The sequence below is a fragment of the Clostridium gasigenes genome, assembly GCF_017348895.1.
Lineage (GTDB): Bacteria > Bacillota > Clostridia > Clostridiales > Clostridiaceae > Clostridium > Clostridium gasigenes.
The window spans coordinates 3,641,675-3,663,356 of record NZ_CP071376.1; the positions used below are offsets into that span (position 1 = coordinate 3,641,675).

The 21,682-nt window shown below is 30.5% G+C and carries 17 protein-coding genes; all 17 read right to left on the reverse strand.

Going from position 1 to position 21,682, the window contains the following annotated elements; genetic code table 11:
• Positions 1 to 109 precede the first annotated feature (109 nt).
• Entirely contained in the window at positions 110 to 2,548 is a 2,439-nt protein-coding gene (locus tag J1C67_RS17045) for an FtsK/SpoIIIE family DNA translocase (protein ID WP_167865555.1), read from the reverse strand.
• A gap of 272 nt (positions 2,549 to 2,820) precedes the next feature.
• The gene (locus J1C67_RS17050) at positions 2,821 to 3,561 is read right to left on the reverse strand and encodes a ClpP family protease (RefSeq protein WP_167865554.1); all 741 of its coding nucleotides are present in this window, start codon (positions 3,559 to 3,561) and stop codon (positions 2,821 to 2,823) included.
• Positions 3,562 to 3,720: 159 nt separating this feature from the next.
• Positions 3,721 to 4,932, reverse strand: a complete 1,212-nt coding sequence (dapG, locus tag J1C67_RS17055) for an aspartate kinase (RefSeq protein WP_089967749.1) — start codon at positions 4,930 to 4,932, stop codon at positions 3,721 to 3,723.
• Between the two features lie 15 nt (positions 4,933 to 4,947).
• Entirely contained in the window at positions 4,948 to 5,256 is a 309-nt protein-coding gene (locus J1C67_RS17060) for a YlmC/YmxH family sporulation protein (RefSeq protein WP_089967752.1), read from the reverse strand.
• A gap of 165 nt (positions 5,257 to 5,421) precedes the next feature.
• Positions 5,422 to 6,729 carry a M16 family metallopeptidase gene (locus tag J1C67_RS17065; protein ID WP_167865553.1) on the reverse strand — a complete coding sequence of 436 codons (1,308 nt, stop codon included), beginning with the start codon at positions 6,727 to 6,729 and terminating at the stop codon, positions 5,422 to 5,424.
• 141 nt (positions 6,730 to 6,870) lie between these two features.
• Positions 6,871 to 9,000, reverse strand: coding sequence for a polyribonucleotide nucleotidyltransferase (locus J1C67_RS17070; protein WP_167865552.1), 2,130 nt, complete (start codon positions 8,998 to 9,000; stop codon positions 6,871 to 6,873).
• Positions 9,001 to 9,185: 185 nt separating this feature from the next.
• Positions 9,186 to 9,449: a 30S ribosomal protein S15 gene (gene rpsO, locus J1C67_RS17075; protein WP_089967761.1), complete on the reverse strand. Its 264-nt coding sequence runs from the start codon at positions 9,447 to 9,449 to the stop codon at positions 9,186 to 9,188.
• A gap of 112 nt (positions 9,450 to 9,561) precedes the next feature.
• Positions 9,562 to 10,500, reverse strand: a complete 939-nt coding sequence (locus J1C67_RS17080; protein WP_167865551.1) for a bifunctional riboflavin kinase/FAD synthetase — start codon at positions 10,498 to 10,500, stop codon at positions 9,562 to 9,564.
• Positions 10,501 to 10,511: 11 nt separating this feature from the next.
• Positions 10,512 to 11,390: a tRNA pseudouridine(55) synthase TruB gene (gene truB / locus J1C67_RS17085; RefSeq protein WP_167865550.1), complete on the reverse strand. Its 879-nt coding sequence runs from the start codon at positions 11,388 to 11,390 to the stop codon at positions 10,512 to 10,514.
• On the reverse strand, positions 11,390 to 12,364 hold the full coding sequence (locus J1C67_RS17090) for a DHH family phosphoesterase (protein ID WP_089967770.1): 975 nt from the start codon (positions 12,362 to 12,364) through the stop codon (positions 11,390 to 11,392). Before J1C67_RS17090 ends, truB begins: the two co-directional genes overlap by 1 nt.
• Position 12,365: 1 nt before the next feature.
• Positions 12,366 to 12,716 (reverse strand): 30S ribosome-binding factor RbfA, encoded by a 351-nt coding sequence (rbfA, locus tag J1C67_RS17095; RefSeq protein ID WP_089967772.1) that lies wholly within the window; start codon positions 12,714 to 12,716, stop codon positions 12,366 to 12,368.
• A gap of 14 nt (positions 12,717 to 12,730) precedes the next feature.
• The gene (gene infB / locus J1C67_RS17100; protein ID WP_089967774.1) at positions 12,731 to 14,788 is read right to left on the reverse strand and encodes a translation initiation factor IF-2; all 2,058 of its coding nucleotides are present in this window, start codon (positions 14,786 to 14,788) and stop codon (positions 12,731 to 12,733) included.
• A 21-nt stretch (positions 14,789 to 14,809) separates the two neighbouring features.
• Positions 14,810 to 15,118 carry a ribosomal L7Ae/L30e/S12e/Gadd45 family protein gene (locus J1C67_RS17105; protein ID WP_167865549.1) on the reverse strand — a complete coding sequence of 103 codons (309 nt, stop codon included), beginning with the start codon at positions 15,116 to 15,118 and terminating at the stop codon, positions 14,810 to 14,812.
• Positions 15,111 to 15,377: an RNase P modulator RnpM gene (gene rnpM, locus J1C67_RS17110; RefSeq protein ID WP_089967780.1), complete on the reverse strand. Its 267-nt coding sequence runs from the start codon at positions 15,375 to 15,377 to the stop codon at positions 15,111 to 15,113. The genes J1C67_RS17105 and rnpM overlap by 8 nt, the downstream gene beginning before the upstream one ends.
• Positions 15,378 to 15,388: 11 nt before the next feature.
• Entirely contained in the window at positions 15,389 to 16,501 is a 1,113-nt protein-coding gene (gene nusA / locus J1C67_RS17115) for a transcription termination factor NusA (RefSeq protein ID WP_089967783.1), read from the reverse strand.
• Between the two features lie 16 nt (positions 16,502 to 16,517).
• Positions 16,518 to 17,060 carry a ribosome maturation factor RimP gene (rimP, locus tag J1C67_RS17120; RefSeq protein WP_167865548.1) on the reverse strand — a complete coding sequence of 181 codons (543 nt, stop codon included), beginning with the start codon at positions 17,058 to 17,060 and terminating at the stop codon, positions 16,518 to 16,520.
• 282 nt (positions 17,061 to 17,342) lie between these two features.
• Positions 17,343 to 21,659 carry a PolC-type DNA polymerase III gene (locus J1C67_RS17125; protein ID WP_167865547.1) on the reverse strand — a complete coding sequence of 1,439 codons (4,317 nt, stop codon included), beginning with the start codon at positions 21,657 to 21,659 and terminating at the stop codon, positions 17,343 to 17,345.
• Positions 21,660 to 21,682: the final 23 nt, after the last annotated feature.

A 21,682-nucleotide genomic window follows, 5' to 3' on the forward strand; every position in this document is an offset into this window, starting at 1 on the left:
CCTATGTTGTGTATTAAACATATTTTAAAAAACTCAAAATATTTTTATTTATCATATTTAATATTCCTAAATTTATTTTAAAGTAATGATTTAAAATTTACAAGTTTTTTTACTCTTCTACAGCTATTTCTTCTTTATTAACTAGTACCTGTCTAGGTCTACTTCCATCTTTTGGAGAAATAATCCCTCTTTCTTCTAATTCATCCATTATTCTAGAAGCTCTATTAAATCCTACTCTAAGTCTTCTTTGAACAAAAGAAGTTGATGCTTGATTATATTCTACAACTATTTTAATTGCTTCATCTATTAATTCATCTCCACCATCTTCATCCTCTTCTTTAGAACTACTTTTGCCACCATTATTTATATGTTCTATTATTGCTTCTTGATAATCAACCTCTTCGCCTCTGTCCTTTATATTAGAAACAACCTTCTCTACTTCTTCCTCTGATATAAAGGCTCCTTGTACTCTCAAAGGCTTACTTGCTCCTGTAGGGTAATAAAGCATATCCCCTCTTCCTAAAAGCTTCTCAGCGCCTACTGAGTCTAATATAGTTCTTGAATCTATACCTGATGAAACTGCAAATGATATTCTAGATGGAATATTTGCTTTAATAACTCCTGTAATTATGTCTACAGATGGTCTTTGAGTTGCAATTATCAAATGCATTCCAGCTGCTCTTGCCATTTGAGCTAATCTACATATATATTCTTCTACATCATTTGGACAAGCCATCATTAAATCTGCAAGTTCATCTACTATTATTACAATATAAGGTAGTTTTTCTTCTGTAATACCCTTATCAAATAACGAATTATAAGACTCTATATTCCTTACTGATAAATCTGCAAAAAGTTTATATCTCTTTGTCATTTCATTTACAGCCCAATTTAATGCTCCAGCAGCCTTTTTGGGATCTGTAACAACTGGTATCAATAGATGTGGTATTCCATTATACACACTAAGTTCTACAACCTTTGGATCAATCATAAGCAATCTAACTTCTTCAGGTGAGTATTTATACACTAAACTTACTATTAATGTATTTATACAAACAGATTTACCTGACCCTGTAGCACCCGCTATTAATGTATGAGGCATTTTAGTAATATCCCCAACAATGCATTTACCTGCTATATCTTTTCCAAGTGCAAATGCCAACTTATTATCTGAATTTATAAATTCTTTAGAATCTAGTACTTCTCTTAAAAATACGGCTGTTTGCTTTTTATTTGGAACTTCTATTCCAATTGCTGATTTACCAGGTATTGGAGCTTCCATTCTAACTCCACTTGCAGCAAGACCTAGTGCTATATCATCTTGAAGATTTACAAATTTAGAAACCTTAACTCCAGGACTTGGTTGAAGTTCAAATCTTGTTACTGATGGCCCCTTTGTTACTTGAACTACTTTTCCATCTACTCCAAAATCATTTAATATTCCTTCTAACTTATTCGCACTTTCAATAAGTTCTTTTTTATCTTCACTTCTTAATTTCATTTTTGAATTTATATTTAATAACTCTACTGATGGATGTAAGTAAACTTTTTTTACTCGTACTTCTTTCTCACCTATAATACTTTCTTCTATTTCTTTAGTAACAACTTCTTTAACTTCATTTGGTAACTTTTCTTTCTTTTTATGTTTTTCTTCACCTTTACTAGTAACTTTATCTACAACTTCTATTAATGGTGCTACCTCCAACTTTTCCTCTTCATAGATTTCAATGTTAAACGGATTATTTTTATCGCCTTCAACTGCAACTTCTTCCATTGTTTTATCATCATCTAAGGATGAGCTTTTAATAAAATCCAATATTTTAATTTTATTATTTATACCTTGGATAAACTCATCACGGTTTTTGTCCTTAGGAACAACATCTATAAAATCAGATTTAACTTTCTTTTTCTTTACCTCTAATTCTTCACTATTATATTCTTTTTTAGATGCTTTTATTTTCTTTTCATCTGATACATCGCCTTTAAAGTACATTATTATATCATATAAGGTTATGTCAAACACTAATATAGTTCCTATAGATCCAACTGCTATATATAAAACATAGGCTCCTATAAATCCTAGCATTTTGCTTAATGGATATGCCATAAGATGGCCAAAAAAGCCTCCATGAATTTCTCCATCACTTATCATTATTTTTTTCAAAGACTCGCCAAAACTACCAACGTTATCTGTTGTATTTAGTTTTGTTGTTGCACATAATAATATTAACATTAATACAACTAATGTTGTTCCAACTAGTCTTCTGCTAAATTTTATACTGCCTTTTGATATTATACTATCTACTCCAAAATAAATTAAAAATGCTGGAAGTATAAATGCTCCAACACCAATTAAATTATATATTATTTTTTTTGCAAACACAGATAAAGCTCCTGCCCATGATGTATAAATAGCAACAGCTAATAAAATTCCAACCGCTATATAAATAATACCTTTAATATCTCCATTTGTAGTCTCACTTTTTTTGTCTACAATATTTTTGCGACCTTTTTTACCCTTAGTATTTTTACTATTAACCCTAGCCACTTTATCACCTCGCACTACATATTATATCTTTATCCACTTATTGGGAACAAATTCTTTACATAGTATATTATAAACTTTATCTATGAAAGTGCAAACAAATTTATTATTATTCCACTAAAAATAAGCTGAATTTGTATTTAATTTCAAATTCAGCTACTACTTCAAGATATTTTTTCAATTTTAGCAATTCATCTCCAAATAAATAATAAGTCAGTATCTTTATATTTTTTTTGCAATGTCTAAGTTATTTTGAAAAATAACTAGTCAATATACTAGTCTATTTTATTTTTCTCTTCTTTTTGTTTAATAAGTTCATTTAACTTATCAATAGCATTTTTAATTCCACCAACTTCATTTATAAGTCCACATTCCACAGCTTGCTTACCTATTAATATAGTTCCCATATCATTTAATAATTCATCTGATTTTAACATCATTTTCCTTAATTCATCACCATCTATTTGGGAAGTTCTTATAATAAAGTCATCTATTCTTTCTTGCATTTTTTTAAAGTAATTAAATGTTTGAGCTACTCCGATTACAAAACCATTCATTCTTATTGGATGAATTATCATAGTTGCTGATGGAGTAATAAAAGAATAATTTGATGAGGTTGCAAGTGGCACTCCTATGGAGTGACCTCCTCCTATTACTATTGATACTGTAGGTTTTGATAATGAACTTATCATCTCTGATATAGCAAGACCAGCTTCAACATCTCCACCAACAGTATTTAATACAATAAGAACACCTTTAACTTTTTCATTTTGTTCTATAGATATTAATTGAGGTATTACGTGTTCATATTTAGTTGCTTTTGTTTGTGGAGGCAATACCATATGACCTTCTATTTGCCCTATTATAGGAAGTATTTGGACTCTTTGATCATCTCCAATACCATTTGTATTTCCAAACTCTTTTATTTGTTCTATTTTTACCTTTGATTCTGATAAATTTTCTTTTATCTCTTCATTTTCACGGTTCGCTGAATTTATGTTATTATATTTATCCATAAAAAAATCCCTCCTGTATATTCTTATTTTGCACAGGAGAGATTTTTTTATTCTATATTTCGCAAAAAATATTACATATTTAAATGTCCATTAGGATGATTAACTAAATAAAAAATCAAAATACACTAAAATATAATTACTTATTTCTTTTAATATTCCTTAGTCATTAAAAACTCCTAATTTAAATACTTTGTGTAATAAATTTGTTGCTTCTACTACTTTTCCTGAGTGTATTAAACACCAAATTGTCATATGAGAATCTGCTGTTTGTAAAACTTCTATATCGTGTTCACTTAAAGTAGCCATAATTTTAGCCATAATTCCTGGTACCCCAGTCATTCCAAATCCAACCATTGCTATAGTACTACAATTTTCTATAGTAGTGAATTCTATACCTGCTTCATTTAATACACTATTAAGTTTTTCTTTCTCATCGCAATCTATTGTGAATATTTGCTCTGATGGAAATATATTAATTAGGTCTAAACTTATTTTATTATCTGCTAAAATATCTAAAAGATTTCTATATTTAGACTCTCCTTTATTATCTGCAAGTTTAACCGAAACCTGTGTTCTATTACTTAAATGAGTTATTCCTGAAATAGCTGTATTTTCATGGTCTGAACCAAAGCTATTTATTAATGTACCTTTACAATCATTCATTGTATTTTTAATTAATACAGGAATATTACCTCTTCTTGCCACATCTACAGCTCTTGGATGAATCACCTTGGCCCCTTGATCCGCTAGCTGAAAAACTTCATTATAACTTATTACATCTATTAATGATGCATTGTCTACAATTCTAGGATCAGCTGTCATTATACCATCAACATCTGTATATATTTCTATTTCTTCTGCTCCTAGAGCAACTCCTAATATACATGCTGAGGTATCACTTCCCCCTCTTCCAAGTGTTGTAAAATAACCTTCTTTTGTTATTCCTTGGAACCCTGTAACAACTGGAATTTTTCCAGCTTCAAGAATTTCTGTTATTATCTTAGTTTTACTATCTATGAATTGAGCCTCTGTAAATGCATCATTTGTAATTATACCAGCCTGCCCACCAGTTAATGGAACTGCTAACATTCCAGCTTCATACAGTGTATTGCTCATAACTACAGAACTAATAATTTCACCACAACACATTAACATATCTGTGGCTTGCTTATTTTTCTTTTTAAAATCATCATCAACTAATGATAATAATGTATCTGTAGCATAAGGTGCTCCTTTTCTTCCTATTGCAGAAACAACAACAACTGGTGAATAGCCATTTTCTATTGCACCTTTAACTTTTGCTACTACTTGCTTTCTTCTTTCATCTGAAGATACTGATGTACCTCCAAACTTTTGCACGATAATTTTCAAGTACTACGCCCCCTTTTATGATCTTACACGTTTAATCCTATCTTTTTCTGCAGACACTACAATTACATTGGCCCCAACCTTTGTAACGTAGCCCCAAGGAATTTCAACATACTCCCGTCCACCAAAAAATCCATTTTTGCTCCCTGAAACAGCTGCAATAATAAATTGCAAATTTCCTTTTTCATCAATAATAAAATCCAAGGCTTGCTGAGTATCATACTTTTCGGCCTCTTCAGTATTAAAAATTTCATACCTCTCAAGTTCACTAAGCAATCTATACTTACTGTCTCTCTTTTCTTCTTCATAATAATCTTGCTTTCTCATAAAACATACCTCCTTATTATCCTAATTCATATTCAAAAAATAATAAGCCAATATGCTAGTATATTTTAAGCATACATCTCACCTTGACTTGTTATTTTTTTCAAATCCCTAAGTAAATATTATGTTATAAGAAAGTATTTTATTACCAATTATTATTATTATATATTATATCTTAATTTTCGCAATTTTGCTACTATTATCATAAGCTTCCTTACTATTATTAACTATAGTATTTAATTTTTTGTAATCTACTTTTTGACCTACATAAGCTGTACTAATAATTCCTGGTTTAAAACATTCCTCAAGGACATATTCTATGTCATCATTATTTATATTGTTAATTCTATTTATAACATCTTCTTGAGTTTTTATTTTATTTTGAAGCATTACACATTTAGCATTTGCGAACATTCTTGAAGCAGTACTTTCTAAACCTAATATATAACTAGCTTTAATTTTTTCTTTATTTATATCTAAAAGTTCTTTTGATATTCCACCATTTGCAAACAATTTAAGTTCTCTATCTATTACTGATAAAGCTTTATCTGCATATTGTTTGCTAAGACTTGTATATATATTAAAAACACCTACTCCTTTATAAGGTCGTGGGTATGAATAAACAGTATAGCATAAGCCAAGTTCTTCTCTTACTTTTTGGAATAAAATTGAAGATGCTCCACCACCAAATATATTATTTAATAATACTAATGCATATCCTTTTTCATGAGCATAAGGTAATCCTTTTAACCCTAAATCAATATGAAGTTGTTCTATTTTCTTTTCTGCATACTTACTATCATTTAATAGAATTGGAGTATCATACTCTGGAACATATATTTTACTACTTTCCCACTTTGAAAAATATTTTTCTATTAAATAATTTAACTCTTTTTCATCAAACTTACCACAAATTGATAAGACTGAGTTATGTGGAGTATAGTGATTATAAATAAAATCTACTATTTTTTCTCTGTTAAAAGATTTAACTTTATCTATAGTCCCAAGAATAGGTCTAGCAAGAGAATTTTCTCCAAAAATAGCTTTTGAATGAAGATCATCTAATACATCTTCTGGAGTATCTTCACTCATATTTATTTCTTCAATTACTACGCCTTTTTCTTTTTCTATTTCTTCTGGATCAAACTTTGAATGTAATATCATATCTGATAATACATCTAGCGAAAGGTCTAAATGAGTATTTAGTGCCTTAACATAATAACAAGTTGCATCCTTGCTTGTGAATGCATTTATTTGCCCTCCTACATTTTCAATATCTCCGACTATTTCTTTCGCAGTTCTTTTATCGGTACCTTTAAAAAACATGTGTTCAATAAAGTGTGATATACCATTTACTTCTGGTTTCTCATTCCTAGAACCATTTTGAACCATTACTCCAACGCTTACAGAATTAACATGTTCTATATATTCAGTAACTATTCTTAGTCCATTTTTTAACGTATATAAATTATACATAAAGTCCTCCTATTCAGTCTTATTTCATCTTTTTAATTTGTTTTCTTTCAGCTTCCCTTAGTTTATTTAAAAAGCATTAAAATTATTCTATATAAAGAAAAAAAGGCAATAAATTGCCCTTTTATATATATATATATATAACTATTCTTTATCCGATACTTCTTTTACTTCTTTTACTTCTTCTACTTCTTCTGGTAGAGCATCTTTTCTTGAAAGATTTATTCTTCCTTGGTTATCTACTTCAGTTACTTTAACTAAAATCTCATCTCCAACTGCAACAACATCTTCAACCTTGTTTACTCTTTCCCTAGCTAACTTAGAAATATGGCATAAGCCTTCTTTATTAGGAAGTATTTCTATAAAGGCACCAAAAGCTGCAATTTTAATTACTTTACCTAAGTAAATTTCTCCAACTTTAGCTTCTTTTACTATACCTTCAATGATTTTTATAGCCTTATCTACACCTTCATGTTCTGGTGATGATACGAATACTGAACCATCTTCTTTAATATCAATCTTAACTCCAGTTTCAGCTATAATTTTATTTATAATCTTTCCACCAGCTCCAATTACATCTCTTATTTTTTCTGGATTGATGTTTATTGTTACTGTTTTAGGAGCATGAAGAGAAACTTCACTTCTTGGTGCTGGCAGACATGCATTTATCTTATCTAAGATAAGAAGTCTTGCAGTTCTTGCACCGTTAATAGCATTTTCTATAATAGTAAAGCTTAACCCTGCAATTTTAGTATCTACTTGAATGGAAGTAATTCCTTCAGTAGTACCTGCTACCTTAAAGTCCATATCTCCAAAGAAATCTTCTATACCTTCGATATCAGTTAAAACTTCTTCTTTAGTTAGATCATCTGAAGTTATAAGTCCCATTGCAATACCTGCAGCTGGTCTCTTAAGAGGCACTCCAGCATCTAATAGAGCAAGTGTACTACCACAAACTGAAGCTTGTGAAGTTGATCCATTTGAACTTAATACTTCTGATACTAATCTAATAGTGTATGGGAAGTCTTCTTCTGAAGGAATTAGTGGTACTAAAGCTCTTTCAGCTAGTGCACCATGACCTATTTCACGTCTACCAGGTCCTCTTAGTGGTCTTACTTCTCCTACTGAATAAGCTGGGAAGTTATAGTGATGCATGTATCTCTTTGAATCTTTACCACTAATACCATCTAATATTTGGAAATCTCCAACTGAACCTAATGTTGCTACTGTTAATACTTGAGTTAATCCTCTAGTAAACAATCCTGTACCGTGAGTTCTTGGAAGTATATTTACTTCACAATCTATTTGTCTAACTTTATCAAAATCTCTTCCACCTGGTCTTCTTCTATGATTTAGTAACATATCTCTAACAACATACTTTTGCATATTGTACATAATTTCTTTTAAGTCACTTAATTTATCTGCATATTTTTCATTAAATTCTTCTGCAACCTTTGCATTTACAATATCCATAGCTGCATTTCTTGCATCTTTATCAGTTATCCACATTGCTTCTTTAACCATAGCTTTTGCAAAAGCCTCAACTTCAGCTTTAAAATCTGCATCTGGTTTGTAATAATCTGGTGTCATTTTAACTTTTCCAAATTTAGCTACTGCTTCTTCTTGGAATTTAATTATTGCTTGAGCACTTTCAAAACCAAACTTTATTGCATTTATCATAACTTCTTCAGGAATTTCGTTTCCACCAGCTTCTATCATCATTACTCTTTCACTAGTTGTACAAACAGTTAATTCCATTTGACTTAATTCTCTTTCTGCTGATGTTGGATTTAAAATAAAGTTTCCATCTATAAGCCCTACCATTACCGTTGCAACAGGTGTTGTGAACGGAATACTTGATAAACATAATGCCATAGATGCTGCATTTGTTGCTAAAATTTCTGGTGCATTATCTTTTTCTACAGATACTACTGTACAAACAACTTGCACGTCATTTCTGTACCCACTTGGGAATAAAGGTCTTAAAGGTCTATCAACAGCTCTTCCTGCAAGAATAGAGTTTTCTGAAGGTCTTCCTTCTCTTTTTATAAATCCACCAGGTATTTTTCCTACTGAATATAATCTTTCTTCATATTCTACGCTAAGTGGAAAGAAATCTATACCTGCTCTTGGTTTTTCTGAAGCATTAACATTAGTTAATATTACAGTATCTCCATAACTCATGAACATTGCAACATTTGACAACTTTCCTATGTTACCAAACTCAATCTTCATTTCTCTTCCTGCTATATTAGTTTTTAACATGTTATTCATTTTGCAACCTCCCTTCTGGTTCCTCTAAATATTAGGTATCTGACAAAAAATAACCGTAAATAGAAATTGTGTATTTAAAATCATGTATAACCTTAAATATATTATAGTATATCTAAACTGTTATCTTTTTTCAGATACTTATTTTGTTTTTTTAAAATAATAGAGCGGTAAAACCGCTCTAAAAATTATCTTCTTAGATTTAACTTTTGGATTATAGCTCTATATCTTTCGATATCTTGTGCTATTAAGTAGTTTAAGAATCCTCTTCTTTGTCCAACCATCATTAAAAGACCTCTTCTTGAGTGATGATCTTTCTTGTGCATTTTTAAATGCATTGTTAATGAATTTATTCTTTCAGTTAATAGAGCTATTTGAACCTCTGCAGATCCAGTATCTCCTTCACTTCTTCCGTGTTCTTTGATAATTTCTAATTTTCTTATTGCGTCCATAATTGGCACCTCCGTATAATTATCCCCTAAATCCATGAAAAAAGATTGTATCTCAGATCTTAGAATTAGGTTATCCACTAGTTATTATATCAAAACAAAAACTAGTTGTAAATTAAAATTTTATATTTTTTATAAAGATTTTACTCTTTATTGCAAATTCTTTATCTTTTTTAAGTTTTTCTACTAATGCATCTAAAGACTGGAATTTTTTTTCATCTCTTATCCGTTCTAAGAATAAGACTTCTATCTCTTGTCCATAGATTTCACTATCAAACTCTAAAATATATGTTTCTATAGTTAAGTCTTGCCCATTTACTGTAGGATTATGCCCAACAGATGTAATTCCTTTAAAAATACTATTATTCCAAATAACATTAGTATAATATACCCCGATTTTTGGAATAACCATTCTTTCATCAAATCCTAAATTTGCTGTTGGGAAACCTATTGTTCTTCCAAGTTTTTTACCATGGTTAACCTTTCCACGAATACTATAAGGTCTTGATAGCATATTTCTTGCTTCATTTACTTTACCCTCTAGAATACTTTTTCTAATTCTTGTGCTACTTATTACTCCTTCCTTATATTTCAAAGGATCTATAACCCACAATTCATATCCATACTTTTCTTTTAGGTTTTTAAGAAGCTCTATATCACCTTCATTTTTATGTCCAAACTTAAAATTAAATCCTACTATAATACCCTTTACGTTATAATCAACTGAAAGAATTCTTACAAATTCTTCTGGAGACATTCGCATAAACTCTTTAGTAAATGTTCTAATTACTACAACATCTACATTCTCATTTTTTAAACACTCTAGCTTATATTGTAAATTCATTATAAATTTTGGAGCAAACTCAGGCTTTATAATAGAAAGAGGATGATTTTTATATGTAAAAACCATACTATTTCCATTACGTTCTTTAGCTACATAAATAGCCTTACGTATAAGTGATAAATGCCCCACATGAAGGCCATCAAAACTTCCTAAAGCAACATAATTAGCTTTATTATTTTCTTTTATAATAATATCATCTAATAATATCATATAAATATCTCCTAATTATTTAATAGCTTTTGTATTTTAAATCCTCGGTCATCTTTTTTACCAAGGCCTATAAAGTTATCATCTTCATCATAAACTCTATAAAGCTTATCTATTATAACTGTATCCTTTGTAAATCTATTATCACAAAGTCTAACACCATTTATTAATAGTTTTGTATAATCATTGCTTACTGTAAGTTTGCTATACATTTGTAATGCTTCTTCTATTGAAATGATATAATTCCCAATGTTTTCTTCTGTAAGGTCCTCAATGTTTATTGATTCTCCCTCTTCAAAAACAGATGTTTTACTTCTTTTAAGATCTGACATTGTTGCTCCAACATTTAAGACTTCACCAATATCATAACATAAGCTTCTTATATATGTTCCTTTTGAGCAAGTAACTTTCATCTTTACATAAGGGTTATTTATTTCAATATCTTCTATATTATAAATTGTTATAGGTCTACCTTCTCTTTCAACTTCTATACCTTGCCTTGCAAGAGTATAAAGTCTAACTCCATTTTGCTTAAGTGCAGAATACATTGGAGGTACTTGAAGGTATCCCCCCTTAAAATCATTTACAGCCTTTAATATTTCCTCATAACTTAGATGTGTGGGATCCATCTCTTCAGTAATATCTCCCTCTAAATCATAAGTAGTAGTTTTAACTCCTAGTTTAAACTCTACAACATATACCTTTTCTGAATTCATTATATAATCTATTATTTTAGTAGCTCTTCCAATACAAATAGGCAGAACACCAGTAGCCTCTGGGTCTAGAGTCCCTGTATGTCCAACCTTACCTGTATTAGCAATCTTTTTAATTTTTCTTACCACATCAAAGGAAGTCATTCCTTTGTTTTTAAATACGTTAATTACCCCGTTCATTAATTCATGGCACTTTCGATTGCTTCTATTATTTTCTCTCTTGCTTGTTTTATTGTAACATCCTTAATTTTAACACCAGCAGCCTTAATATGACCGCCACCGCCTAAACTTTCGGCAATTTTTCTTACATCAAAATTATTTTTAGATCTAAGACTTGCTTTAGCTCCATCTTCTGCTTCTTTTATCAATACAGCGATTTCTACACCTTTTATCTGTAATGCAAAGGAAATTATATCTGATGTATCATGATTTAGCAAACCTAGGTCTTTCACAAGAGATTCTGTAATTTGTATTATAGCTACTTTATTATCTAATAAAAGTTCCATATCAGTTAAGGCTCTTCCTATTAGCTTCATTTTATTAAAGCTTTTATTATCGAAAAGGCTTGTGTAAATAAATGTATTGTTTACACCTATTTTTTTTAGCCTTGCCGCTATTGTATGAGTTCTAAAAGTTACATTTGAATGTCTAAATGCTCCAGTATCAGTAACTATTGAAGTATAAAGACATGTACCTACATCTAAAGTAGTTTCTGTTTTTTCATTAAAATCTATTCCTAGGAATTCTAGTAGTTCAAAAACTATTTCTGCAGTTGCTGCAGCTTTCGGATCTACATAATTAATATCACCATAATGATCATTTGTAATATGATGATCTATATTAACTATTTCTCCTTTGAATTTCTTTAAATCTGCTGAAATCCTTTCAAAACTTCCACAATCTAAAACAATAACCATATCTGTATCTTTAGTTGGGACTATTGTTTCTCCGTCCCCTTCTTCTGAAGATTTAAGATATCTTAGACTATCACTAATAATATCTTTTGAAATTAAATATACATCTTTACCTAAAAATCTAAGACCATTTAATAATCCAAGTGCACTACCTACAGCGTCACCATCTGGTGACACATGGTAGGTAATACCTATTTTTTCTGCATTATTTATTTGTATGCTAATATCTCTAAGTGACATACTACTTTCCTTTAGCCTTTCCTAATAACTCTTCAATTCTTAATCCTCTATCAAGAGATTCATCAATTTCAAAGATTATTTGAGGATTATGTCTTAGATTAATCCTTATGCCTATTTCTTTTCTTATATATCCGCTAGCTCTTTTAAGTGCTTCAAAAGTATTTTTCTTTTCTTCTTCACTTTTCCCAAAAATACTAACAAACACCTTCGCATAGCATAAATCCTTAGTAACTTTAACAGATGTTACTGAAACCATCGCAGTCATTCTTGGATCTTTTATTTCATCTCTAATTATTTTACTAACTTCTCTTCTAACTTCTTCATCGATTCTTCCGCCTCTATAATTAGCCATTTAAATCACCTCTTTTAAAGCTCTTTTCTTTTAATTGCTTCCATTGAATAAGATTCTATAATATCTCCATCTTTAATATCATTAAATCTTTCAACATTAAGACCACATTCATAACCCTTAGCAACTTCCTTAACATCATCTTTAAATCTCTTTAATGATGCAAGTTTAGTTTCTACTATAACTATTCCATCTCTTATTATTCTACAATCAGCATTTCTTAAGATTTTACCATCTATAACATAACAACCTGCTATTGTTCCAACATTTGAAATCTTATAAACTAATCTTACTTCTGCTTTACCATTTATAACTTCTTTATATTCAGGATCAAGCATTCCAATCATAGCTGATTTAACATCTTCTATAGCATCATATATAATTCTATAGCTCTTTATATCAACATGTTCTTTTTCTGCAAGTACTGAAGCATTTAAGTCAGGTCTTACATTAAACCCAATTACTAAAGCGTTTGAAGCAGTAGCAAGTGTTATATCTGTTTCTGTAATAGCTCCAACTCCACCACGAATAACTCTAACCTTTACATCATCAGTTGATAGTTTTTCAAGAGATGTTGTTATAGCTTGAACTGAACCTTGAACGTCCGCTTTAACTATAACACTAAGTTCTTTTACACTACCTTCTTTTATTTGGCTATAAAGATCTTCAAGTGATACTCTTGTAGATGCTTGGAAACTTGCATCTTTAAGCTTTTGCTTTCTAGTTTCTGCTAAGTTTCTTGCTGTCTTTTCATCTTTAACTACGTTAAATCTGTCTCCAGCTACTGGAACTTCTGAAAGTCCTAAAACTTCTACAGGCACTGATGGGCCAGCCTCTTCTATTTTGTTTCCTCTATCATCAAACATCGCTCTGATTCTTCCATAAGTTGAACCAACTAATATTGAATCTCCAACTTTTAATGTACCGCTTTGAACAAGTAAACTTGCAACAGCACCTCTACCCTTATCAAGTTTAGATTCTATAACAGTACCCTTAGCTTTTCTTGTTGCATCTGAAACTAATTCTTGCATTTCAGCTGTTAATAATAACATTTCAAGTAAACTTTCAACATTTTCACCAGTTCTAGCTGATACAGGTAGAATTAAAGTATCTCCACCCCAATCTTCTGATACAAGTCCAAACTCAGTTAATTCTTGTTTAACTTTATCTATGTTAGCACCAGCTGCATCCATTTTGTTTATTGCAACAATCATTGGCACTTTAGCAGCCTTACAGTGATCTATAGCTTCTTTAGTTTGTGGCATTATTCCATCGTCTGCTGCTACAACTAAAATAACTATATCAGTTATTTGTGCTCCTCTAGCTCTCATAGCTGTGAAAGCTTCATGTCCTGGAGTATCTAAAAATGTGATTTTTTCTCCATTTAAAGTTACTGTATAAGCACCTATATGTTGAGTTATTCCACCAGCTTCTGATTCTGTAACTTTTGCTTTTCTTATAGCATCTAATAATGAAGTCTTACCGTGATCTACGTGACCCATTACTGTTATAATTGGAGGTCTCTTTTTAAGATTTTCTGTAACTACTTCTTCTTCTTCTTCGATAACCTCATCTAATTTTTCTCTTTCTTGCTTTCTTGCAAGTAAACATTCATACTTTTCACAAACTTTTTCTACTGTAGCAAAATCAATTTCTTGGTTAACTCCAGCCATAACGCCTGTAAACATTAATGTTCTTATAACATCAATTACTGGTTTAGAAAGTTTTTCTGAAAGTTCTTTAACAGTGATTGTATCACCCATTTCTATAACTCCAGAACCGCCTTCTCCCATACTTATGTTTTCTTCCTCTTCATCGTCTCTTTTTCTTTTCTTTTTCTTAGCAACATTATTAACTTGTTCTGCTAATTCATCTTCATATTCGTCAACGATGTTTTTCTTTTCACCATCTTCACTAGTTCCTAATAATTCTTTTATTAAATCAACATCTTCGTCCTCAAGAACGCTCATATGATTCTTTACGTCTACACTAAATTCTTCCATTAATAAAGTAATAAGTTTCTTTGAACTTATTTCTAATTCCTTTGCCAATTCATAAACTCTAATTTTTGACAATAAAATCACCCCCGGTTAATTTTAAGCTTTTTCTTCTTCATATAAAGAAATAAGCTTTTCGGCCATACTCTTATCTGCTATGGCTAGTATCTTTATCTCTTCTCTACCTATTGCACTTCCAATCTCTTCTTTTGAGAAATCTTGAATACAAGGTATCTTTTTGAATTCGCAATGTTTAACAAACTTACTTCTTGATTTATCAGAAGCTTCCCCTGTTATTATAAATAGAAAAAGGTCTCTTCTATTTCTTTGTTCATTGCATTTACTATATCCTTCAATTACATTACTAGACCTTTTTGCTAAACCTAAAAAATTAAAAAATTTATTCATTTATTATCTCTTCCCTTAATCTATTATATACCTCTTCACTTATAGCGGTATCTAAGTTTCTACTAAGTCTTTTAGCTTTGAAGGCCTTTTCTAAGCATTGCGTATTTTTGCATACATATGCTCCTCTTCCTGATTTTTTACCAGTTAAATCTACAGAAACTTCTCCTTCAGGACTTTTTACAACTCTGATAAGTTCCTTTTTAGGTTTCATTTCCATACATCCTGTGCACATTCTTAAAGGAATTTTCTTTACTTTCATAAAAACCCCTCCTATTCTGCCAAATCTTCAGTTGTTTCATTAGCTAAATCTGTACCTTTAGAGTCTTCTGCTTTTATTGCATCTGCTTGAGTCTTACTTTTTATATCTATTTTCCATCCACATAACTTAGCTGCAAGTCTAACATTTTGGCCTTCTTTACCTATTGCTAGTGAAAGTTGATTATCATCAACTACTACTTTAGCTGATTTACAATCTTCCTTAACTTCAACACTTAAAACTTTAGCTGGACTTAAAGCATTTGCTATAAGTTCGCCTTGATCCTTGCTCCATTTTATTATATCAATTTTTTCACCCTGTAACTCATTTACTATATTTTGAACTCTTATCCCCTTAGGACCAACACAAGCTCCCATTGGGTCTACATTTTCATCATTTGAGTAAACAGCTATTTTACTTCTTGAACCAGCTTCTCTTGAAATACTTTTTATTTCTACAACACCTTGGAATATTTCAGGAACTTCTAATTCAAATAATCTTTTAACTAAGCCTGGATGAGTTCTTGAAACTAATACTTGAGCACCTTTTGAAGTATTCTTAACTTCTACCACATATAGTTTTAACTTTTCGTTAAACTTATATTCTTCGCCAGGTATTTGTTCGTTTTGACCTATAGCACCTTCGATTCTACCTAAGTTTACAAATACATTACCTTTATCTTGTCTTAAAATTGTACCTGTAATTATATCATATTCTTTTTCTTTGTATTCAGAGTAAACAATTGTTCTTTCTGCTTCTCTTATTCTTTGAGTTACTACACCTTTTGCAAGTTGCGCAGCTACTCTTCCAAAGTTCTTTGGAGTAACTTCAAAATCCACTATATCATCAAGGTCATATCTAACACTCATTGCTTTAGCTTCTTCTATTGATATTTCTGTTACTTCATCATATACATCCTCAACTACTACTTTTTGAGCATAAACATGTATTTCCCCTGTTTCTCTATTCATAGTTACTTTTACATTTTGCGCTGTTGTTGTCGCATTTGCATAATTTTTCTTATATGCAGCAAATAAAGCATCTTCAATTGTAGTGAAGACTAAATCTGCGCTTATTCCTTTATCAGTAACTATTTCTTTAAGAGCACCTATAAACTCTTGGTTCATATCTATATCCTCCTTATTATATTTCCCCTTCTAAATTGGCTGACTTAATTTTGTCTTTTGAAACTGTTACTAATTCAGCAGCTTCTTCTTTTACTCCAGCTTCAGCTTCTGCTTTCGCTCTTGCTTTTGCCTTTGTTTTTGACTCTACTATTTCTTCTTTTTTTGCTTCAATAATAAGAAAATCTTCAGTAACTTCTTTTAGTATTCCTATAACCTTTGTTTTTTCATCAAGAGGTGTAGTAAATGTTATTAACACTTCTTTACCAATACTATTTTTATAATGGTCTTCTGTAAATAATTCTCTGTTTAATCCAGGTGAAGATACTTCTAGGAAGTAAGCCTCTTCAATAGGATCTTCTGTATCCATGATTTCACTTACTGCTCTTGAAAGTTTTTCACAATCTGATAAAGCAATGCCTTCTTCATTATTTATATATATTCTTAAATAATATTCTCCATCTTCTTTAATGTATTCAATATGATAAATTTCATAATTTAACTCATGGGCTATTGGTCTTACTATTTTATCAATTTTTTGTATTAAGGCATCATTTCTCATCTTAATCCTCCTTCTTCTATATTCAATTTTAATAGATATGATTTCCAGAAAATATATACAAAAACGCAACTAGCTAGTAGTTGCGTTTAAATAGAAAGAGTGGGTGATTACATCCCCACTCTTAATTCTCTAGCTATTAGTAAATCACGTCTTTGACCATGTTAACATAGTTTACTAATAAATACAAGGTTTTAAGAGTTATAATTTAAGCACAGCTTTCAATATTACTTTCCCTCAATATATATTATTTATGCACAATGTTATATATATTAAAAATTTATATTAAAATAAAGAAAGTTGATTAGTATCTGACAAGCCTTCTAAACAGCCATGATTGCTTAATGCTTCTATTACAGTTTTAGATGCTTTACTTCTCATTCTTATATCTTCTTTTGATATAAATTCGCCATCAGCTCTAGCTTCCATTATACTTTTAGCAGCATTTGAGCCAACTCCTTCAAGTGCATCCATTGGAGGTCTTATTTTGCCATCTTCTATAATAAATTTAGTAGCATGAGATTTATATATATCAACCTTTAACATTTTAAATCCTCTTTTATATAGTTCATAAGATAATTCTAAAACTGTTGTCATTCCCTTATCCTTAACCGTAACTTTATTACCTAAGGCATAAAGTTCTTCAAGTTTTGCCTCTATTGCACTTTCTCCTTTGCAAATAAGATCTGCATCAAAATCATCGGCTCTTACTGTAAAGTATGTTACATAATATGCTTCTGGATAATAAACCTTAAAGTAGGCAACTCTAACTGCCATCATTACATAAGCAACTGCATGACCTTTTGGAAACATATATTTAATCCGTCTACAAGATTCTATATACCAATCTGGCACATCATTTCTCTTCATTTCAGCTTCGTGATCTGCTGTTAATCCCTTACCTTTTCTTACGCTTTCCATTATTGTAAAGGCATTCTTAGGTTCAACGCCTTTATACATAAGGTAAACCATAATGTCATCTCTTGTAGATATACAATCTTTTAGAGTTGTATCTCCTGATTTAATAAAATATTGAGCATTATTTAGCCAAACGTCAGTACCATGGGAAAGCCCTGATATTCTAACTAAATCAGCAAAACTCTTTGGTTGTGTATCTACAAGCATTCCACGAACAAATTTTGTTCCAAACTCTGGCAATCCATAACTACCTACTTCACATTTTAGTTCATCTCTTGTAACTCCTAATGCTTTTGGAGAAGTAAATAAAGATATTACCTTTGGATCATTAAGTGGTATTGTTTTTGGATCAATACCTGTTAAATCTTGAAGCATCCTAAGCACCGTTGGATCATCATGTCCTAATATATCAAGTTTTAAAAGCCTACCTGATATTGAATGATAATCAAAGTGAGTAGTTGTTATCTCCGATTCTGAATCATCTGCCGGACGTTGTATTGGAGTGAAATTGTATATTTCATTATCCTGTGGTACAACCATGATTCCACCTGGATGTTGACCTGTTGTTCTTTTTATCCCTGTACATCCAAGAGTTAATCTTTCTATTTCTGCATTTGATACAACTAATCCTCTTTGATCCAAATATTTTTTAACAAATCCATAAGCTGTTTTTTCTGCTATAGTTCCAATTGTTCCAGCTTTAAATACATATCCTGTTCCAAATAAAACTTCACAATATTTATGAACTATCCCCTGATATTCTCCAGAGAAGTTTAAATCTATATCAGGTTCCTTATCCCCTTCAAATCCTAAGAATGTTTCAAAAGGAATATCATGACCATCTTTTACATAAAGGGTTCCACAATCTGGGCAATTTTTATCATCTAAATCTGCTCCAGAACTTATAGATCCATCCATAAAGAACTGTGATTTTTGACAATTCGGACATACATAATGTGGTGGTAACCCATTAACCTCTGTTATATCAGACATTGTTGCTACAAAGGATGACCCAACAGAACCTCTAGATCCTACTAAATATCCATCTTCTAGTGATTTTGCAACAAGTTTTTGGGCAATAAGGTATAAAACTGCATATCCATTATTAATAATTGAATTTAATTCTTTATCTATTCTTTTTTGAACTACCTCTGGAAGTGGATTTCCATAAATAGAATGTACTTTATCCATAGTCATTTTTTTAATGTCTTCTTCTGCACCTTCTATTTTAGGGGGATATGTTTCATCTGGTATTGGTTTTAGCACATCTATTGAATCTGCTATTTTTCTTGGATTTCTAATAACTACTTCTCTCGCTATTTCTGGTCCTAAATATGAAAATTCTCTAAGCATTTCATCTGTAGTTTTTAAATATAGTGGAGGTTGATTATCTGCATCAGAGAATCCTTGACCACCCATTATAATTCTTCTATAGACTTCATCTTTAGGATCTAGAAAATGTACATCTCCTGTAGCAACTGTTGGTTTATTACATTGCTTTCCTAATTCATATAGTCTTTTATTAATTGCCTTTAACTCCTCATTATCTTTTACAATACCTTTTTTTATAAGATATTGATTATTTTCAAGTGGTTGAATTTCAACATAATCATAAAAGCTTATTATTTCTTTTAATTGTTCATCACTTTTCCCATCTAAAACCGCTTTATATAGTTCTCCACCTTCACAAGCACTTCCAATAATAAGACCTTCCCTCATTTCCATAAGCCTGCTCTTTTTTGTTCTTGGCTTTCTAAAGAAATTATCTAAATGAGCCTCTGATATTAACTTATATAAGTTTTTCAATCCTTGTTGAGTTTTAGTTAAAATTATTATATGGTAGGTATTCTGCTTTTTAATATCTACATTACTTAAAAAGGCTTTATTTAAAGCTGATAAATCATTAATTTCATTTTCCTCTTTTAACTTTTTAAATGATATTAATAATATTTCTGCAGTAGCTTTTGCATCATCTACAGCTCTATGATGATTTTCTAGGGATATCCCTAAATGCTTTGCAACAATATTTAGCTTAACTCTTTTAAGTTCAGGGTATAAAAACCTTGCTAAATTTACTGTATCTAAAATTGTATTATTAAATTCTAAATCTAAATCATTACAATTTTTTTTAATGAAACCTGTATCAAAACTTGCATTATGTGCAACTACAACACTATCCCCTACAAATTCTATAAACTTTGGCAGAACCTCATCAATAATTTTCGCTTCCCTAACCATTTCATCCGTAATACCTGTAAGTTCAGTAATTTTATAAGGTATTTTACATTGTGGATATACAAATGCACTAAACATATCTACAGCTTCACCATTAACTACCTTTATAGCACCAATCTCAATTATTTTATTATTTTTTGGTGAAAACCCTGTAGTTTCTATATCAAAAATTACATACTCATCATTGAAGCTTTGCCCTTTATCATTTAAGGCTATAGGAATCCCGTCATTAACTAAATATCCTTCAACCCCATAGAGAACTTTTATCTTATTTTTTTTCGCAGCAATTTGAGCATCTGGAAAGGCCTGAACCACTCCATGATCTGTAATTGCAATTGCTGGATGCCCCCATTTTGAAGCTCTTTCAACTATTCTTGTTACTGATGTAATACCATCCATAGAACTCATATTAGTGTGACAATGTAATTCAATTCTTTTTTCTTCTGATCCATCCATTCTTTCCATTTTACTCATTCTTAGGATATCCCGGCCCATAATAACAACTTCTCTTGCATAGGTATCATATATAGCTTCTCCTCTTACCTTGCAATAAAGACCCTTCTTAACATTTTCTAAAACAGCTTCTGTTTCTTGTGGTTTTAAGAAACATTTAACTGCTATAGATCCTTCGTAATCTGTTATAAAGAATGTAAGTATTGTCTTACCTGTTTTTGTTTCTATAATTTCTGTTTTAAATACATCTCCAAGCACTGCAACATATCCTGAAGTTTCATTAATATCTTTAATAGACGTAGCTTCTAAACTTATGCTTCTTCCAAGTATTGAATTTTCACTTTTAGGTTCTCTCTTAAATTCTTTCTTTTCATAAGTTTTCTTTTGTTTATCAACAGATTCTTGTTTTGGTTTAGAGCTACCTGGCTCTCTTCCATTTAATATATTTTTAATATATTCTTTTTGTTCTTTATCTTTTTCTACATAACTATCCTTAACTTCTAGTTCACTATCATACATAAGCTCTACTTTTACATTCATTCCAAATATATCTTCTATACTTGTAGCAATATCTTTTGGAATATCTTTTTTTATAAGATGATCTGTTAGTTTATCATATCCGTTTTTTACCACTAATCTATTATCTTTAACTTCTTTTATTGCTGTTAATAACAATGTTTTAGATAATGGTGTCTTTTTTATAATATCTTTAACCACATCTAGCCAGTAACTTTCAATTATCTGTTCCAAAGTAATATTTGATACATCCTTATAGAATAATATATCTATATCAACATTAAGCCTTAATACATTCTTAATTGCTTTTTTCACTAATTTCTCTTCGTCTTTAAGCAAATACTCTTTTCCTCTAAGTACCACTTTCAACAAATTACTTTTCCTTAAAAATTGAAATCTTATAATTTTAATTTCCTTATCATCAATAGATTCTGTTTTATTTATTTCAATTATAATTTTCTTTAAAATATCTTCTGACAAAAGCGCCACCCCACCTTATTTTC

Coding starts and splice junctions, on each gene's coding strand:
- rpsO (WP_089967761.1), bottom strand. CDS start 9,449: ATGGACGCAATAAGAAAATTAGAAATTATCAAAGAACACGGAAGAAGT.
- truB (WP_167865550.1), bottom strand. CDS start 11,390: ATGAACGGGGTAATTAACGTATTTAAAAACAAAGGAATGACTTCCTTT.
- J1C67_RS17090 (WP_089967770.1), bottom strand. CDS start 12,364: ATGTCACTTAGAGATATTAGCATACAAATAAATAATGCAGAAAAAATA.
- J1C67_RS17070 (WP_167865552.1), bottom strand. CDS start 9,000: ATGAATAACATGTTAAAAACTAATATAGCAGGAAGAGAAATGAAGATT.
- nusA (WP_089967783.1), bottom strand. CDS start 16,501: ATGAACCAAGAGTTTATAGGTGCTCTTAAAGAAATAGTTACTGATAAA.
- J1C67_RS17105 (WP_167865549.1), bottom strand. CDS start 15,118: ATGAATAAATTTTTTAATTTTTTAGGTTTAGCAAAAAGGTCTAGTAAT.
- J1C67_RS17065 (WP_167865553.1), bottom strand. CDS start 6,729: ATGTATAATTTATATACGTTAAAAAATGGACTAAGAATAGTTACTGAA.
- rimP (WP_167865548.1), bottom strand. CDS start 17,060: ATGAGAAATGATGCCTTAATACAAAAAATTGATAAAATAGTAAGACCA.
- J1C67_RS17050 (WP_167865554.1), bottom strand. CDS start 3,561: ATGGATAAATATAATAACATAAATTCAGCGAACCGTGAAAATGAAGAG.
- J1C67_RS17060 (WP_089967752.1), bottom strand. CDS start 5,256: ATGAGAAAGCAAGATTATTATGAAGAAGAAAAGAGAGACAGTAAGTAT.
- rbfA (WP_089967772.1), bottom strand. CDS start 12,716: ATGGCTAATTATAGAGGCGGAAGAATCGATGAAGAAGTTAGAAGAGAA.
- rnpM (WP_089967780.1), bottom strand. CDS start 15,377: ATGAAAGTAAAGAAAATTCCTTTAAGAATGTGCACAGGATGTATGGAA.
- J1C67_RS17080 (WP_167865551.1), bottom strand. CDS start 10,500: ATGATATTATTAGATGATATTATTATAAAAGAAAATAATAAAGCTAAT.